Below are 23,569 nucleotides of genomic sequence, written 5' to 3'. Positions count from 1 at the left end.
ACTTGCTCCTATCTATCTTGCATCTGCTTTTTCAACTTAAAAAGCTCATCACGTAACATGGCTGCACGTTCAAAGTCTAAATTTAAAGCAGCTTTTTTCATATCTTGGTTAAGTTTAACAATTAATTTTTCCAGTTCTTGATTATCCATAGATTCTGGATCTTTGTCTAAAGTATATGTTTTCTTGGATTCTGCTACTTTAGATATAGCTATGAGTTCGCGAACGGCCTTTTTAATTGTTTGCGGGGTAATATTATGCTCTTCATTATATTCTTGCTGAATCTGACGTCGACGATTGGTTTCTGTAATCGCCCGCTCCATAGACCCAGTAATTTTATCTGCATACATAATAACCCGACCTTCACTATTTCTGGCGGCTCGACCAACAGTCTGAATCAATGCAGTCTCTGAACGCAAGAACCCTTCTTTATCCGCATCAACAATCGCCACAAGAGAGACTTCTGGGATATCTAACCCTTCTCGTAGCAAGTTGATTCCAATAAGTACGTCAAAGACATCCATGCGTAAGTCACGTACAATCTCAATACGTTCAAGCGTATCAATATCTGAATGTAGATATCGTACACGAATCCCTATTTCTTTCATATAGTCCGTTAAATCTTCAGACATTTTTTTCGTCAATGTTGTCACCAGAACTTTTTTACCTAGTTCAACTTCATGATTGATCTCACCAATCAAGTCATCAATCTGTCCCTTAACCGGACGTACAAAAACTTCTGGATCCAGCAATCCTGTCGGGCGGATAATCTGTTCAGCATACATTTGTTCATGCTCTTTTTCATAGGGTCCCGGCGTCGCTGATACATATAAAATCTGATTGACACGTTCTTCAAACTCCGAGAAATTCAATGGTCGGTTATCCTTTGCTGAAGGCAATCGGAATCCATAATCCACGAGGTTTTGCTTTCTTGATTGGTCGCCTGCATACATGCCTCGTATTTGGGGAATCGTCATATGGGATTCATCAACAATAATCAAGAAATCTTTTGGAAAATAGTCGATTAAAGTGTGAGGGGCTTGCCCTGGTGCCAGTCCCGTTAAGTGGCGGGAGTAGTTTTCAATACCTGAGCAAAATCCAGTCTCGCGTATCATCTCCATGTCAAAATTTGTACGTTCAGCGATACGTTGAGCTTCAATAAGTTTATCATGTGCCTTAAAATAAGCTACACGTTCAATCATCTCTTCTTCAATTGCCACTAGAGCTTTTTCGATTTTTTCTTCAGGAATGACATAATGTGACGCAGGAAATATTGACGCATGTTTTAAGTCAAACAACACTTCACCTGTCAGTGTATTGATCTCCGTAATCCGCTCAATCTCATCGCCAAAGAACTCAATACGCAAGGCATTTTCATAGGAACCTGATGGGAATATTTCAACCACATCACCACGTACACGAAAAGTAGAGCGAGCAAAATCCAAGTCATTACGCTTATACTGTATATCGACAAGCTTACGTAGGAGTTCATCACGGTCATATTCCATACCCGGTCGAAGCGAAATCACCATCTCCTTATAATCAATCGGCGATCCCAACCCATAGATACACGATACCGATGCAATAATAATAACATCACGGCGCTCAGCTAATGCTGCCGTAGCCGAATGTCGTAATTTATCTATCTCCTCGTTGATCGATGAATCTTTTTCTATATATGTATCTGAATGCGCCACATAAGCTTCCGGTTGATAATAGTCATAATAACTAACAAAGTACTCAACTGCATTGTCTGGAAAAAACTCTTTAAACTCAGAATATAATTGAGCCGCCAAAGTTTTATTATGTGCAATAATTAATGTTGGCACATTCATATCCTGAATGATATTTGCCATAGTAAATGTTTTTCCTGAGCCAGTAACTCCTAGTAAAGTCTCATGCTTGTTCCCCTCTTGAAACCCTTCCAACAATTGGCGAATTGCCTGTGGTTGATCTCCTGTTGGTTTAAACTCTGATTGTAAATTAAATCGTCCCATGCCTACACCTCTTTTTACCCAAATCATCTCAAACTTTTCTCTGCTTACTGTTAAATAATTATACCATACCCTATTCTATTTGCAAACATATGTTCTCAAAATCACAAAAAAAATCAGAACAGTTCCATGACTATTACATGAAACGTCTGATTCTCTATATGTCTATTTATAATTTCCTTTTAAAAAATCAAGCAATCCAATATGATTATAGTTTTCCATTGAATAGGTGATTAGTGGTTTCTCCGGAATAAATCTTACCCCCATGCGCGACAGATCCTTCGTTTTATGAATTTCATATCGAATCATTCGCCCCGAAATAGTTCTAGATTCGATGACAATTTGCTCTTTGGCATCTTTAATCATACGCAAAAAATGTTTAAAATCATGAATCAACGTATCGTTGACTTTTTCAATGACTTCCCCCATTTCCATACCAAGTTCATCAGCTACACCGCCATCAATGACTTCCATGATTCGTAGCCCACTTTCAGGATGTGAATAGATGGGCGGAGTTTTTCGTTCCTTTTGAAGACGCATCCAGTGAATGGCTTCTGGCAATATAATCATCATCAACGTACCGGCCACTTGAAGTATAAAACTATGTAGTGCAAAAAAACCGATCACGATCATGATGCTTCCGATTATCAAATTACTCCATACATATTGCTTTTTATGATTTTTCAGTGTTTGTGTATAGCTAATTGAATTATGACTTAACATAGCTACAAATGGAAGCATTGAAAAAAATACGCTTTGACTATAACCATAATCAAGTATCGGCCACCATGGTGGCATTTGAATTCCATTTGTTAACAATTCGCCTATTTGCAGCAGCAAGATACCCATGGGTAAAATCCAACTTTTATGAATGATATGTCCCATGACGATTTGATTATTTTTACGACTCAATACCGGGATAACACTTTGGTCTTGGGTCAACCATATCATCAATCCTTTGATAACATTTAACATGCCTACAAGAAGCATAAGCGAAGGAATGTGTGTTTCAATATTGGGCAACACATATTCACCTATATGTTGTCCATTTAAAACTAAGGTCATCACAGAAATTAGCGCTGCACTATAATGGATATCTAAAAATCTTATGCGAATCATCGAAAGCAGGAGTGAAATCGGAATAAGAAAAACCAAAAACGCATTAAAAAATAGCGGTACCCCAACAAAAACAATAATAAAGCTCATGATGCTTCCAATGATAATGCTTTGTACAAGTATGTCAGCCATGACGTGAAAAATTGATTTTTTTTTGATAATTCGATAAATATCAATATGGTACAAACGTCGATTAATTAAAAAAACAATCCACACACCAAATATAAAAACAATATTAAAAATTGAATGACCAACACTTTCTAAAGTTACTCTTACTATCTCCAACATATTTTTCTCATCTTTCATTAAGGGTTCAAGCGCCAAAGCTTTGTTGTAGTTTTGGCGCTTGAATCATTTGTGTATTCTCATGGTGTTCTATGGATTAATGTGTTCTTTGATAACTTCGATTGCTTTTTCTAATTGATCATCTACATCATTTTCATAATCTTCTTCCACAAAGATATCCGGTTCTATTCCAACCCCTTGTATGTAATTTCCATCGGGTGTATAGTACCTTGAAACCGTCACCTTAACGGCTGAGTCATCATCAAGGTCAATGGTTTGTTGCACTAACCCTTTGCCAAATGTCGTCTCGCCGACAATGGTTCCTAAATCATGATCTTTTATCGCTCCCGACATAATTTCAGATGCACTGGCACTGCTTCCATTGACCAATATGACCAGTGGTTTATCAAAAGATTGCTTTGTCTCTGTAATAAGTTCAGAACGATCCCCTTGTTTATCCACAGTATATACGACTAACATATCTTCTTTTAACAATTCATCAATCATATTATACGCAATGTGTAAGTATCCTCCAGGGTTAAACCGCAGATCAATAATCATTCCCTCTTGTCCTTGATTATTTAGCTGTTCTATTGCATTTTCAAACTGGTCTTCAGTAACAAGGTCAAAACTACTTATCGCTATATATCCTATGTTATCTTCCAGTATTTTATACTCCACTGTAGGAATCTCAATCTCTGCACGTTCTATTGAAATATCCATCGTCTCCCCGTTTCGTATTACCGTTAAGATAACTTCTGTCCCTTTGGGCCCTTTAATACGTTCAACTAATTTATCCAGCGCAATGCCCTTAATCTCTTCATGGTCAACAGCGATGATTTGATCATTTGGCTTTATGCCTGCTTTTTCTCCTGGCGAACCTTTAAATGGAGCGACAACAACCACTTCATCTTCTGTCTCCCCATAGGAAATAACAACACCGATTCCGTCATAACTGCCTTCCATGGTTTCCATAAATGAGGCGTACTCTTCTTTGGTAAAGTATGTTGTATATGGATCGCCTACACTATCGACCATTCCACGTATAGCTTCTTCATATAACAATTCCTCATCAATGTCTTCATAATAGTATGTATTTAGTTTTCCAATGACATCCTCAACCTTCGTTTCAAAACTCTCATACTCTTGATTTGTATACTCCGGAACAACTTCCTGCAGCACATATCGTAAAGGATAAAATGCATTAAAAACAAATTGAAGAGCTAAGATTAAAATCATACCACTGGCTAAACCTATAAAAAAACTACTTTTTTTCATGCATTCCCTCTATTCTAGCTTTAGTTTGCTGATGCTTTTTTCATTGGGTCCACCCATTCGCCCCCGATTTGAACACCGAAGTGTAAATGGTTCCCTGTTGACCATCCCGTACTACCAACCTTTGCAATGGTCTCTCCGCGAACAACGACATCTCCTTCTGAAACCAACAATTCGGAATTATGCGCATATTGGGTAACGACATGTCGTTTTTGCGGGTCTACCCCGTGGTCAATCAAAATAAAGTTACCATAAGCTGTTCCCCAACCGGCAAAAATAACACGACCGCTTCCTGCGGCTTTTACTGAAGTTCCATAGGACGCCGGAATGTCAATTCCCGTATGTGTGCTTCGATATCCATGCACGGGATGTATTCTTGGACCAAATTCTGAAGAGATACGACTCCATCCAGGTACAGGCCAGTCCAGATCCCCACCGAATAATATTGTACTATCTGCATATAGCTTTATCAGCTCTTCAATCATTTTATCGCGTTCTTCTTGCTCTTTTTCCATCATTTGAATCTCTTGAAGGATAAGTTCTTTATCTTCTTGAATAGACACAATTTCTTTTTCTTTTTTTACGCGCAATGCCTCAACATCATTTTTTTGAACCATGTTTTCAGCCTGCAGCTCTTCCAGTTCAATTTTTTCAACTGTCAACTGGTTTTCATGACGCTTAATTTCTTCTTCAATTTCTTGAATCTTTTCGAGCATTTCTTGATCATATGCTACTAATTTATTCAAATATTCTAAACGATTAAAAAAATCACTGGTATCTTTAGATTCTAGAAGTACCTCAAGATACTCTGTTGATCCAAATTCATACATGACCTTTATACGTTCTTTTGTCTGCTCATAATATACATCTTGTTCTTCGCGGATTAAGTCTAACTGCTCAAGCGTTAGACCAATTTCTTCTTCCTTAGTGGCAATCTCAGAATTTGTCTTTGCAATCGCATTGTTGATACGGTTCGTTTCCTCCTCCAACTCTAAAATCTGGTAGGAGCGCTCTGCAATACCTGCATTTTTTTGCGCAAATTCCTCTTTTGCATCTTCAATCGCTTGTTCTGTCTCTTTTTTTTGCTGTTCTAAATCTTCAATTGACGTTCTTGCGTTGACGCTTAAAGCGACAACCGGAATCAACACCGCTAAAAGCAGAGTTAATAAGAACCGCTGACGTATTAATTTTTTGCCCACATCATCACCCTCCTATTAGTACAGGTATCGTAACTCCTCGTTAAACCTTTAAATATCTTCCAATGGTAAATCGACTTCCAATAATCCCAAGTGCAGCTCCTGATATAAGCATAATTGGCGTTAATTGAACCATCAATTGCTCTACCGGAATAAATACAAGAAAATCATTCAAAAGGTAAAATTGCGTCATAATACTTTGTATGACTCGATCATAAAAATTGGATATCGCAATAAGTGGTATAGCCGCACCTATGACTCCAATAAGCGCCCCTTCAACAATAAAAGGACCACGAATCATCATCGACTTTGCTCCGATATAACGCATAACATTAATTTCGCGCTTTCTAAGAGCAATACCTAAGCGAATCGTGTTTGAAATAATAAATAGCGAAATAATTGATAGGATGACAATAAGCGCTAAGCTGATATATGCAACCAAATCATTAAAGTTCTCAACTATAGCCGCCACTTCTCTAGCTTCCTTAACGTGTCGAACAATGCTTTCCGATTCTAGGAGACGAATAAGATGGTCTTGCTTTGATATATCATCAAACAGAACCTGCAAAGAAGCCGATCCAACCAATGGATTATCTTCATCAAATCCTTCAAGTAAATCTTCTCTTCCTGCAAAATAGTCTCCTTTGAAATCCTCCCATGCCTGTTTTTCACTAACATAGGTCACTTCATACACTTCTTCACGCGCTTCCAATTGGGTCTTAAGTGTTAATATTTCGTTTTCTGTTACATTTTCTTCAAAAAATATTGCAATTCCAATATTATGCTCAAATTCATCTAGTGTATAGTTTAAATTTACTGTTATGGAGTAAAAAATACTAACAATAAATAAGCTTGCTACAATGGTCAATATGGATGCAAGTGACATCAATCTATTCTTAAAAAGGTTTTTTATGCCTTCTATCAAGCAATACCATAGAGTTTTAATTCTCATAACCATAGTCTCCTCTTTGAATGTCCTTAATTACACGTCCATGTTTTAACGTTATCACACGTTTTTTCATTGCATCAACGATTTCTCGATCATGAGTTACTACAACGACTGTCGTTCCTCTCATGTTAATGTCTTGAAGCAACCGCATGATTTCCCAGGAGATTTTTGGATCCAAGTTACCTGTGGGTTCATCTGCAATAAGAATAGGCGGATTATTTGCAAGAGCCCTAGCTAATGCTGTTCTCTGCTGTTCTCCACCTGATAATTGATAAGGTTTCATTTTTGCTTTGTGCGTTAGTCCGACCATAGATAGTAATGTCGGAACGGTTTTTCGTATAATGCGTGTAGGTGTTTCTGTTACACGCAGCGCAAATGCGACATTTTGATAAACAGACATATTTTGTAGCAATCGAAAATCCTGAAAAACTACACCTAAATTACGACGTAGCTTTGGAACTTTTCGATTGCTTAGTTTCGTTATGTCTACACCCTCAACATATATCTGCCCGGAGGATACTTTTATCTCACGCATCAAGCTTTTGATTATCGAAGTTTTTCCCGAGCCACTTCCTCCGACAATAAATACAAACTCTCCTTTTTCTATGGAAAATGACACATCGTCAAGGGCTTTGACGCCATTGGGATATGTCTTTGAAACATTTTCTAATCGTATCATTTTAAGCCTCCCTTATCCTATCGGATAAGACCATTGTTAATATACATCTGACTGGCTCATATAACGCATGTATTTTACAACCATCAATGCAATTTTAAATGTAATTGCGTCTTCAAATGTTCTTAAGTCCAATCCTGTGTTTTTTTGAAGTTTATCTAAGCGGTATACCAGTGTATTACGATGGATATATAATTGTCTTGAAGTTTCCGACACATTTAAGCTGTTTTCAAAAAATTTATTAATCGTTGCCAGTGTTTCATCATCAAATTCATCCGGTGATTGTCCTTGGAAAATTTCACTGATAAACATTTTACATAGTGGAATTGGCAATTGATAAATTAGTCGTCCAATACCTAGGTTTTCATATGCCATAACATGTGCTTCTGTATAGAAGATTTTTCCAACTTCCAATGCCATCTTTGCTTCTTTGTAGGATCTTGATACATCTTTAATGTCATTCACCACAGTTCCAATAGCAACATAAACGGAGCTCATCGCCTCTGCATTTAATGTATCTACAATCATACGTGCCAATTTTTCAATATCTTCAATGGTATCTGTTTCTTTAAGCTCTTTAACTAAAATAATATTTTTTTCATCCACAGCTGTAATAAAATCTTTCGTTTTAGCTGGGAAAATACTACGTACGATTTCAAGAGCATTTGTGTCTTTTTCGAATTTGGTTTCTACGATCATTGATACACGACGTACATCCGTTTCAATGTGTAATTTTTTTGAACGATTATAGATATCGACAAGCAATAGATTATCTAACAATAAGTTTTTGATAAAGTTGTCCTTATCAAAACGTTCTTTGTAAGCAACCAACAGATTTTGAATTTGGAAGGATGCTATCTTTCCGATTTTATATACATCTTCTGCTTCACCTTGGGCAGAAATAACATACTCCACTGTACGGTCATCAAATACTTTGAAAAATTGATAGCCTTGTACAAGTTGACTCTCTGCTTGTGAATTAATAAAATCAGGGACTGCATAATTGTATTCCCCTAGTTTTTCTTCTTCTGTTGTTGCTAATATTTTTCCATCGGGATCCATAACGCTAAGTTCAATGCGAGTAATTGTTTTTAATCCTTCAATTGTGTTTTGAATTATTTGATTCGAAATCATATAACTTTCTCCTACTTTCTAGATGCTTTGCATCTTTGGATTCTGTTTCCATTTTATAGCATAATTTACAAAATTGAAAGAGGGAATGCACAATTTTGTGCATTCCCTCCAATTATTTTTGTTTTACTCTTACAATTCTATTACTTTTTCTGTCTCTTTGTCGAATAAATGTAAGCGATTAAGGTCAAATGCCATTTTTACTGTTTGACCTGATTCAACTTTGTATCGTGGATCAGTCTTAGCAGTAACATCAAAAGCATCTACACTACCGATAACATTAAGCTCAGCACCTAACATTTCGACAACGTTAACATCAAAATCAATAACTGCTTCTGGATGTGCATCCATATAAGCTTGATCTTCATGAATGTCTTCTGGACGGATACCAAATACGATTTCTTTATCTACATAGCCACCATCAATCATAGATTGTGCTTGCTTTCCTTTTAATAAAATCGAGTTTGTTCCAAATAATAAAGTGATATCATCACCTGTTCTTGAAACTTTTGCATCCAAGAAGTTCATTTGAGGTGAACCAATGAATCCAGCAACGAAAAGGTTTGTTGGGTGATCATAAAGGTTTGAAGGTGTATCCACTTGTTGGATAATACCATCTTTCATAACAACGATTCTTGTTCCAAGTGTCATCGCCTCTACCTGGTCATGAGTTACATAGATAATTGTTGTTTGAAGTCTTTGATGTAAGCGAGAAATCTCAATACGCATTTGAACTCTAAGCTTAGCATCAAGGTTTGATAAAGGCTCATCCATTAAGAATACTTTTGGCTCACGAACAATCGCACGACCCATAGCAACACGTTGACGTTGTCCACCAGATAATGCTTTTGGTCGACGATCAAGCAATACTTCAATACCAAGAATCTTAGCTGCTTCTTGTACACGACGATCAATTTCAGCTTTTGGAGTCTTACGTAATTTAAGACCAAATGCCATGTTATCGTATACGGTCATATGTGGATACAATGCATAGTTTTGGAAAACCATCGCAATATCACGATCTTTTGGCTCTACATCGTTTACTAAACGATCGCCAATGTATAATTCACCTTCTGAGATTTCTTCAAGACCAGCAATCATACGAAGTGTCGTAGATTTACCACATCCTGATGGTCCAACGAAGATGATAAATTCTTTGTCTGCAATTTCAAGGTTGAAGTCTTGAACTGCTGTTACATTTCCTGCATATACTTTTTTGATGTTCTTAAGAGATAAACTTGCCATATGGGCCCCCTTGTGGAATATTGGTTAATGTCTGTTACGTTATGTATTACTATACTATACTTAACCAATGAAAACTATGGCTTAAATATACAAAAGGTGCTTTTTGAATTTGTGTACATTGCTATTTACAGCTATTTTGCAATATATTCAAAGGTTTTTTCCTTTTTTTCCTATCAACATTGAACAACACATTCTGTTATCACACCAAAACAGACTCTAATTTATGGGCACATTGTCTATTTTATCGCTTCATTTTTAGGGACTTCATATTCCACAAACCCTTCTCCAACCACTTCTCGCACGTCTGCAACAATAACAAATGCATTTTTATCGATATCTCGAACAATTTCTTTTAGGGTTACGATTTCTCTTTTAGACACAACACACAAGAGAAGCTCCTTTTTATTGTGCGTATATTTTCCTTCCGCACTGAGTCCAGTCACGCCACGATCCAAAGTTTCCATTAGCTGTTCAGAAATAGCTTCGCTAAAATCCGAAATAATAAAGGCCGCCTTGGAAAAATGGAGTCCTTCCAATATGCCATCAATAACTTTCATGGATATATATATAGAAATAATGGCATACATCGTCTTTTCGGGTCCAAAAATATACAATCCTAAAAGTACAATCAACGCATCTAAAAAAAGCATAATCTGCGCTACGGAAATATGTTTAGCAAAGTGTTGAATAATACTTGCCGCTAAATCTGTACCTCCTGTTGTCGAAAAAGCACTAAAAACAAGTCCAAGTCCTACGCCTGCAAGCACACCTCCAAAGACGCCTCCTAACAAATTATCAAAGGTCAAGGGTTGTAATCCATCCGTATATAACAAGGCAAAAGATAGATAAAATGTTGCAAACAGGCTTCGTACGCCAAAGTTTTTCCCCTTTAAAATAACTGCAATAATAAATAGCGGAACGTTAATTAGCAAGTTTGTCAGATAAATTGGTACCCCACCTTCTATCAGGTTCTCAGTAACCGCTTTAATAATAATTGCTAATCCGGTAACGCCTCCTGTAACCATCTCCAGTGGATCAAAGAACATGTTAATCGAAATGGCTAAAATTGTTGTACCAATGATAATAAGTAAATAGTCAATAATCGGGTGTCGCTTGATTCGTATTTCCATAATTCACCTCTACGTGTAATTTCGTCCTTCAATAATCACTTTTATTAAAAATAATGGTAGCTTTAACATACGCTTAAATCGTGTCGGCTGCTTAAGTAAGCGATAAAACCACTCAAGATTTAACCGTATAAAAATATCCGGCGCCCGTTTAACAACGCCTGCCATACCATCAAACGATCCTCCGATGCCCGCAAATACTTTTGCGTCAATGCGCTCCTTGTTTTGTGAAATCCATTGTTCCTGCCTTGGCGCACCCAAACCGACTAATAACAAGTCCGGTTTTACTCGATTAATATCTGCAATAACTTTCTCGGTATCTTTTTCATATCCATGCCATGTTCCAGCTATGGAAAGCCCCGGATATTTCTTTTTCATTTTTTCTGCCGCTAATTCTGCAACGCCCTCTTTTGAGCCAAAAAAATATACGGTATAGTCCGTATCTTTTAATGCTGCGAATAGTTGTTGGATAAAATCAAATCCTGCAACTCTCTCTTTTAAAGGTCTGCCTATGAGCTTTGACCCAATAACCACTCCAATTCCATCCGGCAATACTAAATCAGCTTGATTAAGGTTGTTCTTAAGGTCATCATCCTCATAAGCCGCCATAACAATCTCCGGATTCGGAGTGTAAATAACTGACTTGGTTTGTCGTGAAAACAAACCAAGTCCATAGTTAAACGCTTCTTGCATCGTGACATTGTCAAAAATCACACCTAAAATATTCTCTCTAGTTTTCATATTTCCTCGCTCTATTGATCACTGTCATTGGCACCAACGGCAATAATCACTTGAATTTCTTTGTCCATCAACGATTCATCAATTGTAATTTTCGGATTATTAAAATGCGTCTCTAACGCTTCACCCACTTCTTGAACCGGTGCTATGATAATGGTTTGCTTTAGGGATTTATCCTTATAATTACTTGCATCCACTACATCAAACCCTATGGTTTTAAGTCGCTCTTTTGTACGTCCTGCTAATCCGCTGATGTTCGTTGCATTTTGTACAGAAATGGCAAACTCTGTTGGATCTAGTATTTCAATTGGGTCCACTTCAATTTCAACTTCTGGTTCTTGTGTCCCTTCATCATTGGTTGCTTCTTGACCATCTGCATTTTGATTTTCCGGTACCGGAACAACCTCTTTTTTATTGATAATGCCTTCGATTAATTCTTTTGATGCCGCCTGATCATATTCATAAGATCCATCTGTCTTACTTCCAGCTCCAGGAAGTGTTGTCATGCTTATCTTATCTGCAGAAATATCATCAATATAGATTAAATAGTCCACTGCATCAGTAAAATTTGTTGTCACATGGTTAAAAATCGTTTCTAAAATCGTTACCATATTAAACTTTTTGTCAGGCTCTAGCACCTGTTCCATAAATGCTTTCATAAATTCATGCTGCATATCGATTCGCCCGATGTCTGCGTTGGCATACCCTTTGCGATAACGTACTAATTGCTCGGCCTGAGCACCATTAAGGGGCTGATATCCGGCATCAAGATTAATATACAAATTCTGTAGCGGGTCACTATATTTCAAAGGCTTTGGAATATCCATATAAATAGGACCTACTGCATCAACAATATATTTAAATCCTTCCAAGTTCATATTAACATAGTAGTCAATTTTTACGCCAAACACTTGCTCTAGCACTTCAACCGAAGTATCATTACGCTTTTTACTACTGACATATGCCGGTATCGCGTTGATACGTGAATATTGTTTTACGTCACTACGTACCTTTGTTATCTCCGAATAAATATCATCCGGAATGCGGACCTTTGTATCTCTTGGGATAGATATAATATCAATATCTCCAAGCTTATGGTTAAAAAAGGCAATCATATTCACATCGGTACGATAACCATCTTCGTCTACACCAAAAATCGCTACTGTTGTTAATTCCTTGGCCACAATATGAGATGCATCTTCTTCGCTTAGCACCTCGTCAATACCATCATCGGTTCCATTCACTGTAATCGGATTATTTTTTAATGCTTCTAAAATCTTGTTGCTTGTTATTTGAACATATCCATACGTTCCCAAAGATGCTACTATAATTAGCAATACAAAGGATACAAAAAATATTTTTATGAATTTATTGATCAAATATATATGCCTGTTTTTTCTCTTTTTAGCCATGATAACTCCTTAATTCCTATGTCATCGATTCATTAATTCTTCTACTACTTCATGATGCTCTTCTAATGACCACATCTGATACCAAATTCCATTAATTTTTTCTCCATAGGATGGTAAAATCACCATATTCTCTGAAGATAATATATCCTGGTCTTTCATGTCGAAAAAATACTGCGCATAGTCTAATACAAAGGCCAGTCCGAAATCCGAGTCAAATATATTATATCCGATAGTTACCAATTCAGCAACCTTATTGAAGTCTCTAATCTGACTAATCTTCGTATATAAGGCAACCATAAAATCTTGTTGTACTTGAATACGTTGCAAGTCACCCATTTTATACTTTCGGTAACGTACCAGCTGTTCTGCTTTGTCCCCATCCAGTAGCTGTAACCCTTCTTGTAAATCAATATATAAATCTTGTAGCGGGTCAGGATAGTACATACGCTGAGGAACATAAAACTCAACCCCACCAACCGCATCAACAACTTCTTTAAATCCTCCGACATCAATCGTTGCCATATAATCTATTTCTAATCCTACAATAACACTAATAATCTTTTTTAATTGCTTTAGTGCATCATGATCTTTCCCTAGATTGTAATAGACTTCGCCTAACTTACAATAAGCAATTCGATTGTTGGGATCATTTTCTTTAATCGTCTTAAACGGCTCTTTTCGAAAGTCAATATGCAAGTCACGGGGAACGGAGATAACTTTAAACTCACTCGTTGTCGCATCAAAATATCCTACCATAATAACATCCGTTAATCCTCGAGACTTATCAAATCCTATTAAAAGCCCTGTAAACGAGTCTGGATGAAAGGATTCCTCCTCAACTTCTTCCTCTTCCACTTGAACTTCTTCAATGCCTTTATCCGTTTGAACTGTCTCTTCTATCTCTTGTTGATTGTCTTTATGGGTTCCTACCACTAAAAATGAACTAAAAAATATAATCGCTATTGTTAACGATAACATTAATAATTCTCGTAAGTCTTTATCCATGTCGCCCTCCATGCAAAATAATTTCAACCTCTATATTACCATATATACCTCTATCCTGCATATAAAAAATTGAATAAGTTTTAAAAATAGTATATATTATTCGTATAAACTTCTCTAGAAAGGAATCGAAATATATGAACGGTTTATCATTAGTTCTTGTCACCGGAGCTTCCAAAGGAATTGGTCAAGCCATTGCTATTCGACTTGCAAATAAAGACTCTCTTGTGGTTTGTATTTCAAAAAGCGACCAAGACGGACTGCTTCAAACAGTTCACACCATCGAGGAAAAGGGATTTAAAGCTTATCCTATATTATGTGACGTCTCAAACTATGAAAATGTTGCAAAAATGTTTGACGAAATTCACCAATTAAACCATCCCATACGTATTCTTGTAAATAATGCAGGCGTCAGCCATATCAAGTTATTCACAGAAACATCCTATGAAGATTGGCAACATGTTATAAATACAAACCTTACCTCTGTCTATAACATGTGTTCTTTTGTCGTTCCCGAAATGGTTCGCAATCATAATGGACACATTCTTAACATTAGCTCCATCTGGGGCAATGACGGAGCTTCAATGGAAGTCGCATATTCTGCCTCTAAGGGAGGTCTCAATAGTTTTTCAAAGGCTCTAGCTAAAGAACTTGGTCCTTCAAATATTCGTGTGAATGCTCTTGCGTGTGGCGTCATTGACACAGGCATGAATGCATTTTTATCTGAGCAAGAGCACGAAGCTCTAAGCGCTTCAATCTCTATGTCACGTTATGGAACACCAGAAGAAGTCGCTGAATTTGCATATGCTATTATTCGCCACGGCTTATATCTTAATGGGCAAGTCATTACCTATGATGGTGGCATGCAATAGGTCATGGTGGCATGCAATGGTGATGGTGGCACACAATAGGCACACGCTCACCATAAAAAAACAGATGCAACGCTATCTTACGTTACATCTGTTTTTTATTCTTAAATTATACATTTAGATTATCACTTAGCTCTAGCCGTTGCCACATGTTGCAACCATCACTGCCTTAATTGTATGCATACGGTTTTCAGCTTCATCAAAAATTATTTTGCTATGCTTTTCGAACACTTCTTCCGTAATTTCATAGCCTTTCACTGCAGGAAGGCAATGCATGGCAACTGCTTGTGGTAATGCTTTCTCCATTAAGTTTGCATTCACTTGATAAGGTCTTAATTGTTCAACGCGTTCTTTGCTTTTTCCTTCTTCGCCCATCGAAACCCATACATCGGTATAGACGATATGACTGTCCTTGACTTCATTGACATCATCAATAATCGTTATCTTTGCTCCGGATGCTTTTGCATACTCTTGACATTCTTCCACCAAGTTCTTTTCCGGCCACAAAAACGCCGGTGCGATGATGGAAAAATGAATACCTACTTTTGCACATCCAATCATTAAGGAGTTACCCATATTGTTGCGTCCATCACCTATATACGTCAGTTTAATTCCTTTAAATGTCCCAAAATTTTCTTTGATTGTCATTAAATCGGCAAGAATCTGAGTCGGATGATATGCATCTGTCAGTCCATTCCATACAGGAACTTTACTGTATGCAGCCAATGTCTCTACGGTTTTTTGACTAAAGCCTCTAAACTCTATGGCGTCAAATAACCGTCCTAAAACACGGGCTGTATCTTCTACTGATTCCTTATGACCTAATTGAATGTCATTTTTTCCCAAGTACTCCGGATGTCCACCTTCATCAACACACCCTACTGTAAATGCGCATCGTGTACGTGTTGAAGGTTTTTCAAAGATAAGGGCAATATTCTTTCCTGCAAGCAATTCGCCCTTGATGCCCATTGCTTTCTTTTTCTTAAGCGTAATTGCTAAATCGACTAGATACTCTATCTCTTCTGACGTATAATCCTTAAGCGTTAATAAACTTCGTCCTTTTAAATTGATTGCCATTGTTCCACCCCTTCTTTTTGAATATATATTCATTTATTTTTATAATTATACTCAAATATTTCTTTTTTGTCAAATGACATCCTCTGTATCATGGGACATAATGGGTGTAAATGTTTCTTCAATCTCTTTTCGATAATATTTCTTTTCAACCTCTATTGCCTCGTCTTCAAAATAATCTTGTGAATTAATGACAGGCTTTCCTCGTCGGTCGATACGATTATAATTTTTATCCCGATCTTTTATCTTGGCTTTAACAACATCTTTAAGTTGTATCTCCAGCATATCCATAACTCGCGTTTTAATATGTTTTGCCTCCAAAGGAAAAAGCAACTCTACTCGGCGGTTAAGGTTTCTGGGCATCCAATCGGCACTTGACAAATAGATGTTTTCTTTTCCGTCATTGTAGAAATAATATATACGGCTATGTTCCAAGTATTTTCCAACAATACTACGCACAGTAATATTGTCACTGACACCTTCCACATTAGGAATCAAGCAGCAAATCCCTCGTACAATCAGTTCAATCTTAACTCCAGCCATGGAAGCCTTATATAGCTCCTGCATCACTTCAAAATCACATAATGAATTCATCTTACAGATAATCTGCGCTTTCTTTCCTTCACTTGCATATGTCGCTTCACGACGAATCATATAAATAAACCTGTCGCGTAATTGAGTTGGTGCCATGGTTATCTTATGCAAACGGGGAGGTTCAGAGTATCCGGACAACGTATTAAAGATTGCTGAAACATCCCGCCCCACTTGCTCATTAACAGTCAGTAGCCCCATGTCTGTATAGAACCTTGCCGTGATGTCATTGTAATTTCCTGTTCCCAAGTGGACATAGCGGCGAATGCCATCATCTTCTTTTCTTACAATGAGTGTGACCTTTGAATGGGTCTTTAAACCAACAAGTCCGTAAATAACATGGCACCCTGCTTTTTCTAAGCGTCTTGCCCATTGGATATTGTTTTCTTCATCAAACCTTGCTTTTAGCTCTACCAATACAGTGACTTGCTTACCGGCTTCTGCCGCTTCTGCCAGTGCTTGTATAATGGGCGAGCGACCAGATACACGATATAAGGTCTGCTTGATTGCAAGAACAAAAGGATCTTTTGCCGCATCTTGAATCCATTCCACAACAGGTTCAAAACTTTCAAACGGATGGTTCAAGAAAATATCTTTTTTCTTGATTGCCTCAAAAATATCCTCTTCGCCTAATAAATCTTTAGGTCGTTTGGGCGAGTAGTCTTTAAATTTCAAATCTTTTGTATTGCTCATCCCGTAGACTTTCATTAAGAAAGTGAGATCAATCGGTCCATTGATTTTATAAATCGAACGATTTTTGAGTTTTAAAGCTTCTTTTAAAAAACTTAATATCCGTTCATCCACCTTTTGATCAATTTCAAGGCGAATCGCTTCTCCCCATTTTCGTTTTTTAATGGATTTTTCTATTTCAAGCAATAAATCTTCTGCTTCTTCTTCATCAATAGTTAAGTCAGCATTACGTGTAATCCGATAGGCTGATGAACAAAGCACACTATATCCCATAAACAGAGTCGATATATGATGCGTAATAATGTCTTTTAGCATAACAAATTGACGTTCGCCTTCATGTGCTGCCGGTATTTCCAAATAACGATTGATCATTGCCGGCACTTGAACTGTTGCAAAAAATTCCTGACCATCTTTTTCTAAAATTGTTGCTATGTTTAAACTTTTATTCAAAATCAAAGGGAAGGGACGGGATGAATCCACTGCCATCGGCGTCAATATCGGGTACAAATTGTTTTCAAAATAGTGGTCAATATACTCTATCTGTTGTTCACTAAGCTGACTAAAGTCAAGCGTAAAAATAATATTCTCTTTTTTTAATCCTTGCAAAATAGAGCGTTTGAACACATTGCATTGATCTTCAACCATTGTGTGTGCTCGAATAGAAATCTGTTCAATCTGCTCTTTTGGTGACAATCCTGAAAAGTCAGGCTTATCATAACCTGCATGGATTTGTTCCATTAACGAGGCAACACGAACCATAAAAAATTCATCCAAATTACTACTGACTATGGATAAGAATTTTACACGTTCAAATAATGGATTCTCTATATTTTCTGCTTCCCAAAGAACACGCTGATTAAATTCCAACCAACTTAGTTCTCGATTTTCATATAATGCCGGATGATTTAAATCAATGTTCTTATTTTTTTTCATTCTCAAACTCCCTCTTGATTTTTAGTCGTGGCGTAATTCCAAACACTTCCATAAAATAATCCGCCTTCTGATTAAAGGTCCATTCTTCTAATGTTGTATCTACATTTACAGCACTTGTACAATGAATCACCAGCTCTTTTTCATGGAGGCGAACTGATTGAATCTGAATCTTGCCTTTGTGAGATCGGTCTAAGGCATCTGCCAAGCGGATAATTGAAATAAGCTTCCCAACTTTTGTTCGCGACTCTCTAGGTAAACCATTAAAGTTTTGGTCAGTAACTGTTGGTTTGACCATGCTATGATAGCATGCAATATTAGCTACCATTTCAACATGTTCTTCTGAAAGCCCAAAAATCTCCAATGACCGAATTAAATTATACGAATGCAAATAATGCTGATCGAGTGCAACAACTTTACCTATATCATGCAAAATTGCTGCTACCTGGAGTAAAACACGTTCTTGCTTTAGTCCATGTATTTTTTTTAAACGATCAAACAAGATAAGTGCATTTTCTTCTACTTTTTTTGCATGTGGTTCATTATACTGAAACTTTCTGGCTAATGCTTTTGCATTTGCAATAATATCATCATTATTTTCATCACTTTTCTTTTTTAAGTAAAGCTCTTCATGAATCAATCGTATAATACCATCTGTTAACGATATAATTGGCGTAATAATTTGATTACTCTCTACTTTTTCTAAAAACATTTTAAAGAGCATCATTGACGGTAATATAATCTCTGCACGTTCTCTTTTCACGCCATAGGTTTCTTCAATTTCTTCAATGGTCATATCAACTATATGATCAAATAGTTTTAAAAACTCTTTTTCTGATAGCTGTCCAATGTGAGTATTTTCTTGATTCTCAATTAACTTGCTTATGATGCTTAATTCTCCGCCGACAGCAATCAAATGCTTATATGTATCTGTGTCTTTAAAGTAATCTACACCTTCTAAATTTGTCGATATATATTCGTCCAATATATTATGATAATTAATTGCTTTACGTTCGATATCCTCAAATACTTCTTTTATTCTTAGCGACCCCATCTTTACATTTTGCGAAGATCGAAGGCGTCCATCTTTATAGGTTGTAATCTGAACACTACCAGCACCTACAACAACGACGACGGCTCCTTCTTGAATTAATTGCTCATAGTCGCTCAACTGATGCTTAATGGCTTTATGGGTCAAATACTGTTCTTCTGAGTTACTGATGACCTTGATTTCAAGTCCGGTCTTTAGCCGGATCTGGTCAACAATATAATCTCTGTTCTCAGCTTCTCTAAGGGCACTTGTTGCCATAGCCAAGTATTGATCCACTCCATATTCTACAAAAGATTTTTTGAACAATTTAAGCTCATCACAAATTTTGTCTACCGTCTCAAACGAAACTTTTCCTGTTGTAAATGTATCATGACCTACTCCGTTGATTTTTCTATAATTCTCAAGCTCATGAAAAAGTCCGGATCGATTGATTTCTCCAACTTTCATTCGAAGGGCATGTGAGCCCAAGTCTATTGCTGCCACCACTTTTTTACTCATTTTTTTGCCTCCTCAATAATCATTATTATACCATACTCCCTTGGCATTTCGCCTATGATTCAAATAAGTTTACAAAAATATCATATAGAGGATGGTCAAATAATATCGCCTGTTGTCCTGTTTGCATCTCTTGACTTACGCAAGTTCTTAATTCTTTAAGACTATAGTGTTTAAATCGCTCAATATTTAGAGCAAGCGCTACCATCTCAAGTAATGCAATATATATCTGTTCATAGGATGCATCTTTTTTTAACTTAACTTCTTTGGCTATTAAAGGTAACAAGACTTCACAAATCAGACGTTCCTTATGTTTATATCCTCGCATAGAACTTTTGCCTGCAATAGCGAGTAATCCACGTACAACACTTCGCTTACTTAATCTTAAAAACTGCTTTAGATAATATGCTTCACTATGGTAATCGGATATATAATACTTTTGCCCTCGCCCATTTTCAAATATCCTTCGTGTATCAAAATAGCCTAACTGTATGTTTTTTTTAATCCGTTCAATATCAAATTCTAGAACGCCACCTAAATCTTCCTGAGTTTTTATTTCAATTACATTCACATCTGTATCATCATAGGTTTGTTCTATCCCCACACCATGAATACGTACAACAATGATATCCTTATATCCTTTTTTCACCAGCATACTTATTGGCGCCACATTATGGAAGGCGCCATCAAGAAAGCGTTTTCCAAAAATACGCTCCGAACGAAACGCCGGCAAATAGGCACTGGCTAAGACATAACCTGCCAAACGATTCGGTTCAATATCATCCACCATCAATTCTTCCGGGCGCATATCCGATAGGTTAAATGTTGTTAATCCATAGTTGATCTTCGATTCTCGAATCGCTTTTTCATCAATAACCTCTTCAAGAAGCTTTTTTAAGGGGCTAATATCTAAGCCTCGGTTCTTAATGATGTCTCCAAACGCCTTTAAGGCCTCTGAAAAATTTAGGTTACGAAGCTGGTTATTTTCTAGGCTCAACATCAGTCGATCTTCAATATTGATGACTTTTGAATAGCGGATATTATTCCATATCTCTAAGGCTTTGTCCAAATCATTTTGCACAAACAAGGCTCCATTAATTGCACCGATTGACGTCCCAACAACTGCATCAATTTGTATATCCAATTCTTTTAACGCTTTCCACACACCGACTTCATATGCCCCACGTGTGCCGCCACCTTCAAAGACTAAACCATAACGTTTATGTTGATACTCTTCCATAAAATACACCTCCAAATACTCACCTTGTCTATATTAAAAATAGCATACTCATAAAAACTAATCAATATTTTTGCTCTAAATCATCTTGTTGATTAATACTTCATCCCATGGTATCATCTTTATAAAACAACGCTCAGGAGGTTCATATGGATTTTATCAAAAAAAAATGGCGTATTATTACCTTAGGATATTTATTAATCAGTTACCTTACCTTTATCGTGTATATGGATAAACGTACGGACTATCTAACCTATGCAGGTATCGCCTTTCTTGTTGTAACACTAATTTTATTTATCGGGACATTTATTGGGTTATTTGGAATCATCTTACATACCTTATTTAAAAAAGAGCATGCTGCGATGCCCTTTTATCGTATGGCCTATACACTTGGTACAACAAACATCAATATTTTAGCAGCATATGGTGTGTTACTAATAAAAACCTTTAAGCCGGATGAAGCCTTAGGTGTCTTTGAAAAAGCACTCAAGTTGACGACCAATTATCTATACACCAAAACTTTAACCGGCAATATCGCTCTTTGTCATTGGAAAATGGGTAATGAACAGAAAGCTCTTACCACATATGAAGAGTTGTTCTATTTTCCGGATTTGGAAACCATTACTGATTTTTCCGAAGAAAACCTTGAAGAAGGGAAAAGCAAAAATGGTAATTTCTATGCTCAAGATTTTGTTACTATGGGATACTTGGCACTTATCAACAACCAGCTTGACAAAGCCAGCTATTATACACAGGTTGCACTTGAGTTATCCGAATCCTATGGTCCGGCATATGATAACCTAGGACAAATTGCATATGCCCACGGCAACCTTGAACAAGCAAAAGAGCATTTTATGCATGCACTCGAGTTAAAACCCGGAATGATTGACAGTATGTTTTTTTTAGCCCAGATTGCATGGGATGAGGGAAATAAAGACGCAGCACAAAACCAGCTTAACGCTATGGATATCTCCCGTGTTAATGGATTAAGTACGGTTTCCATTGATCGAATCAATGAATTGAAAACAAAAAGTGCCTCTTAAAGGGCACTTTTTTTTATACGCTGACATAGCGCTTCATACAGTAATACTGAAGCAGCAACTGCTGCATTAAGGGATTCCGCTTTTCCAATAATCGGAATCTTAACACGTGCATCCACACAATTAATAACTTCATCCGATATTCCACTGCCTTCATTTCCTATTACAAATGCAGTTCCTCGCTGATACTCTTTTGAAAAATGATATGCACTATCATCCAAATAGGCACCAAAGACTTGAATATCTGCGGACTTTAAAACATGTATTGCCTCTATCAAATCTTCCACTTGATAGCACGCCACACGCTCCAAAGACCCAACTGTACTCTTGACCACCTTCGGATGATAAATATCTACTGAAGCCTTATTATAAATAATTCCGTCGGCTTTTACAGCATCACATACCCGAATCATCGTCCCCATGTTTCCCGGATCTTGAATCGTTTCAAGGACAAGATATAATCCATTTTTATTTAATGTGGCCGTAGAGAGGATGTTTTTTTGCATTTTCACGACCGCCATATAGCCTTGAGGTGTTTTATCTAGCGAAATAGTACGAAAAATATCTTGGGGCAAAATAAGTATCTGCCCCTGATAATCCTCAAATACCTTGCGATCCACATGTTCCTCAAGAATCAATGTATCAATCGTCTCCGGCGAAAGTTCAAGAACCTGCTTCATACCTTCAACAACATACACGCCTTCTTGATAACGCAGCTTCGACTGAGATTGAAGTTTTTTTATCCATTTTAGCTGCTTATTATTTGTACTGGTAATCTGTTTTATCTTCATTCATCTCCACTAACCTTTGATAGATTTTTATTGTTTCCGATAACAATCAAAATCTCACCCATCTCCAACAGCTTATCTGCTCCTGGCGTAATCGTAATGTGATCGCCTTGTCGCATACCGATAACGTTAATTCCATATTTGTTACGCATGTCCAGCTCACGAAGGGTTTTTCCTCGCCATTTTTTCTGTACTTCAATCTCAACAATTGAAAAATCATCCGACAATTCCATAAAATCAACAAAACTATCTTGGGTTAATTGATTAGCAATTCTAACCCCAATCTCACGCTCCGGAAAGACAACTCTATCTGCGCCCACTTTTTCTAAAACCCGTTTATGAATGTCACTTTGGGCCTTTGCAACCACATAGCGTACACCCATTTCTTTGGCTAATATGGTCGCCATAATGGAGGATTGCATATCGTCACTAATCGCCACAACAGCAACATCGAAGTTACGCATTCCAAGCGCTGCCAATGCATCTGCATCTGTCACATCTGCTTGTACAGCATGTGTTACCACATCCGAGACTTCCTGTATGATGTCTTCATTATTATCAATTGCAAGGACGTCATAATCATGTGCTGCTAAAGTTTCTGCAACGCTACGTCCAAATTTTCCCATACCTAAAACTACAAAATCTTTTTTATCTGCCATAA

Annotated in this window: 20 protein-coding genes; 2 read left to right on the top strand and 18 right to left on the bottom strand. The window is 37.1% G+C overall.

The window, feature by feature from the left end; all coding sequences use genetic code 11:
* Positions 1-8 precede the first annotated feature (8 nt).
* The 12 genes from uvrB to QBE53_03545 all read right to left on the bottom strand — a co-directional run bounded on the left by uvrB (position 9) and on the right by QBE53_03545 (position 14,146).
* Positions 9-1,994 carry an excinuclease ABC subunit UvrB gene (uvrB, locus tag QBE53_03600; GenBank protein WZL82207.1) on the bottom strand — a complete coding sequence of 662 codons (1,986 nt, stop codon included), beginning with the start codon at positions 1,992-1,994 and terminating at the stop codon, positions 9-11.
* Between the two features lie 162 nt (positions 1,995-2,156).
* The gene (locus tag QBE53_03595; protein ID WZL82206.1) at positions 2,157-3,395 is read right to left on the bottom strand and encodes a PDZ domain-containing protein; all 1,239 of its coding nucleotides are present in this window, start codon (positions 3,393-3,395) and stop codon (positions 2,157-2,159) included.
* A gap of 87 nt (positions 3,396-3,482) precedes the next feature.
* The gene (locus QBE53_03590) at positions 3,483-4,670 is read right to left on the bottom strand and encodes a S41 family peptidase (GenBank protein ID WZL82205.1); all 1,188 of its coding nucleotides are present in this window, start codon (positions 4,668-4,670) and stop codon (positions 3,483-3,485) included.
* Between the two features lie 20 nt (positions 4,671-4,690).
* Positions 4,691-5,866, bottom strand: a complete 1,176-nt coding sequence (locus tag QBE53_03585) for a peptidoglycan DD-metalloendopeptidase family protein (protein WZL82204.1) — start codon at positions 5,864-5,866, stop codon at positions 4,691-4,693.
* 40 nt (positions 5,867-5,906) lie between these two features.
* Positions 5,907-6,815 (bottom strand): permease-like cell division protein FtsX, encoded by a 909-nt coding sequence (gene ftsX / locus QBE53_03580; GenBank protein ID WZL82203.1) that lies wholly within the window; start codon positions 6,813-6,815, stop codon positions 5,907-5,909.
* Complete coding sequence (gene ftsE, locus QBE53_03575) at positions 6,805-7,491, bottom strand: cell division ATP-binding protein FtsE (protein WZL82202.1); 687 nt, start codon at positions 7,489-7,491, stop codon at positions 6,805-6,807. The genes ftsX and ftsE overlap by 11 nt, the downstream gene beginning before the upstream one ends.
* A gap of 36 nt (positions 7,492-7,527) precedes the next feature.
* Complete coding sequence (locus tag QBE53_03570) at positions 7,528-8,622, bottom strand: helix-turn-helix domain-containing protein (protein WZL82201.1); 1,095 nt, start codon at positions 8,620-8,622, stop codon at positions 7,528-7,530.
* A 129-nt stretch (positions 8,623-8,751) separates the two neighbouring features.
* Complete coding sequence (ugpC, locus tag QBE53_03565) at positions 8,752-9,864, bottom strand: sn-glycerol-3-phosphate ABC transporter ATP-binding protein UgpC (GenBank protein WZL82200.1); 1,113 nt, start codon at positions 9,862-9,864, stop codon at positions 8,752-8,754.
* 236 nt (positions 9,865-10,100) lie between these two features.
* Positions 10,101-10,994: a YitT family protein gene (locus QBE53_03560; GenBank protein WZL82199.1), complete on the bottom strand. Its 894-nt coding sequence runs from the start codon at positions 10,992-10,994 to the stop codon at positions 10,101-10,103.
* Positions 10,995-11,003: 9 nt separating this feature from the next.
* Positions 11,004-11,732 carry a WecB/TagA/CpsF family glycosyltransferase gene (locus tag QBE53_03555; protein ID WZL82198.1) on the bottom strand — a complete coding sequence of 243 codons (729 nt, stop codon included), beginning with the start codon at positions 11,730-11,732 and terminating at the stop codon, positions 11,004-11,006.
* An 11-nt stretch (positions 11,733-11,743) separates the two neighbouring features.
* A complete protein-coding gene (locus QBE53_03550) occupies positions 11,744-13,141 on the bottom strand; it encodes an LCP family protein (protein WZL82197.1) in 1,398 nt (465 codons plus the stop codon).
* A gap of 21 nt (positions 13,142-13,162) precedes the next feature.
* Positions 13,163-14,146: an LCP family protein gene (locus tag QBE53_03545; GenBank protein WZL82196.1), complete on the bottom strand. Its 984-nt coding sequence runs from the start codon at positions 14,144-14,146 to the stop codon at positions 13,163-13,165.
* A 134-nt stretch (positions 14,147-14,280) separates the two neighbouring features.
* Between QBE53_03545 and fabG the strand changes: the two genes are divergently transcribed.
* Positions 14,281-15,015 (top strand): 3-oxoacyl-ACP reductase FabG, encoded by a 735-nt coding sequence (gene fabG, locus QBE53_03540; GenBank protein ID WZL82195.1) that lies wholly within the window; start codon positions 14,281-14,283, stop codon positions 15,013-15,015.
* A gap of 132 nt (positions 15,016-15,147) precedes the next feature.
* Here fabG and argF read toward each other — a convergent pair whose 3' ends face one another.
* The 4 genes from argF to QBE53_03520 form a co-directional block, all read right to left on the bottom strand.
* Entirely contained in the window at positions 15,148-16,083 is a 936-nt protein-coding gene (gene argF, locus QBE53_03535; protein ID WZL83261.1) for an ornithine carbamoyltransferase, read from the bottom strand.
* A gap of 75 nt (positions 16,084-16,158) precedes the next feature.
* Entirely contained in the window at positions 16,159-18,300 is a 2,142-nt protein-coding gene (locus tag QBE53_03530; GenBank protein WZL82194.1) for an RNA degradosome polyphosphate kinase, read from the bottom strand.
* On the bottom strand, positions 18,287-19,846 hold the full coding sequence (locus tag QBE53_03525) for an HD domain-containing protein (protein WZL82193.1): 1,560 nt from the start codon (positions 19,844-19,846) through the stop codon (positions 18,287-18,289). Before QBE53_03525 ends, QBE53_03530 begins: the two co-directional genes overlap by 14 nt.
* A gap of 52 nt (positions 19,847-19,898) precedes the next feature.
* Complete coding sequence (locus QBE53_03520; GenBank protein WZL82192.1) at positions 19,899-21,083, bottom strand: patatin-like phospholipase family protein; 1,185 nt, start codon at positions 21,081-21,083, stop codon at positions 19,899-19,901.
* Between the two features lie 146 nt (positions 21,084-21,229).
* On the opposite strand from QBE53_03520, the gene QBE53_03515 reads away from it, so the two are divergent.
* Entirely contained in the window at positions 21,230-22,123 is an 894-nt protein-coding gene (locus tag QBE53_03515) for a tetratricopeptide repeat protein (GenBank protein WZL82191.1), read from the top strand.
* Here the strand turns inward: QBE53_03515 and QBE53_03510 are convergent.
* Both QBE53_03510 and QBE53_03505 read right to left on the bottom strand, forming a co-directional pair.
* Positions 22,120-22,911 (bottom strand): RNA methyltransferase, encoded by a 792-nt coding sequence (locus tag QBE53_03510; protein WZL82190.1) that lies wholly within the window; start codon positions 22,909-22,911, stop codon positions 22,120-22,122. The two genes, QBE53_03515 and QBE53_03510, sit on opposite strands and share 4 nt — an antisense overlap.
* Positions 22,908-23,567, bottom strand: a complete 660-nt coding sequence (locus QBE53_03505; GenBank protein WZL82189.1) for a TrkA family potassium uptake protein — start codon at positions 23,565-23,567, stop codon at positions 22,908-22,910. The genes QBE53_03510 and QBE53_03505 overlap by 4 nt, the downstream gene beginning before the upstream one ends.
* Positions 23,568-23,569 lie beyond the last annotated feature (2 nt).

It is taken from the genome of Vallitaleaceae bacterium 9-2, assembly GCA_038396585.1.
Classification (GTDB): domain Bacteria; phylum Bacillota; class Clostridia; order Lachnospirales; family Vallitaleaceae; genus UBA1351.
The sequence above is the reverse complement of the archived record's forward strand: the minus strand, read 5'-3'. Positions and strand labels throughout refer to the sequence as shown.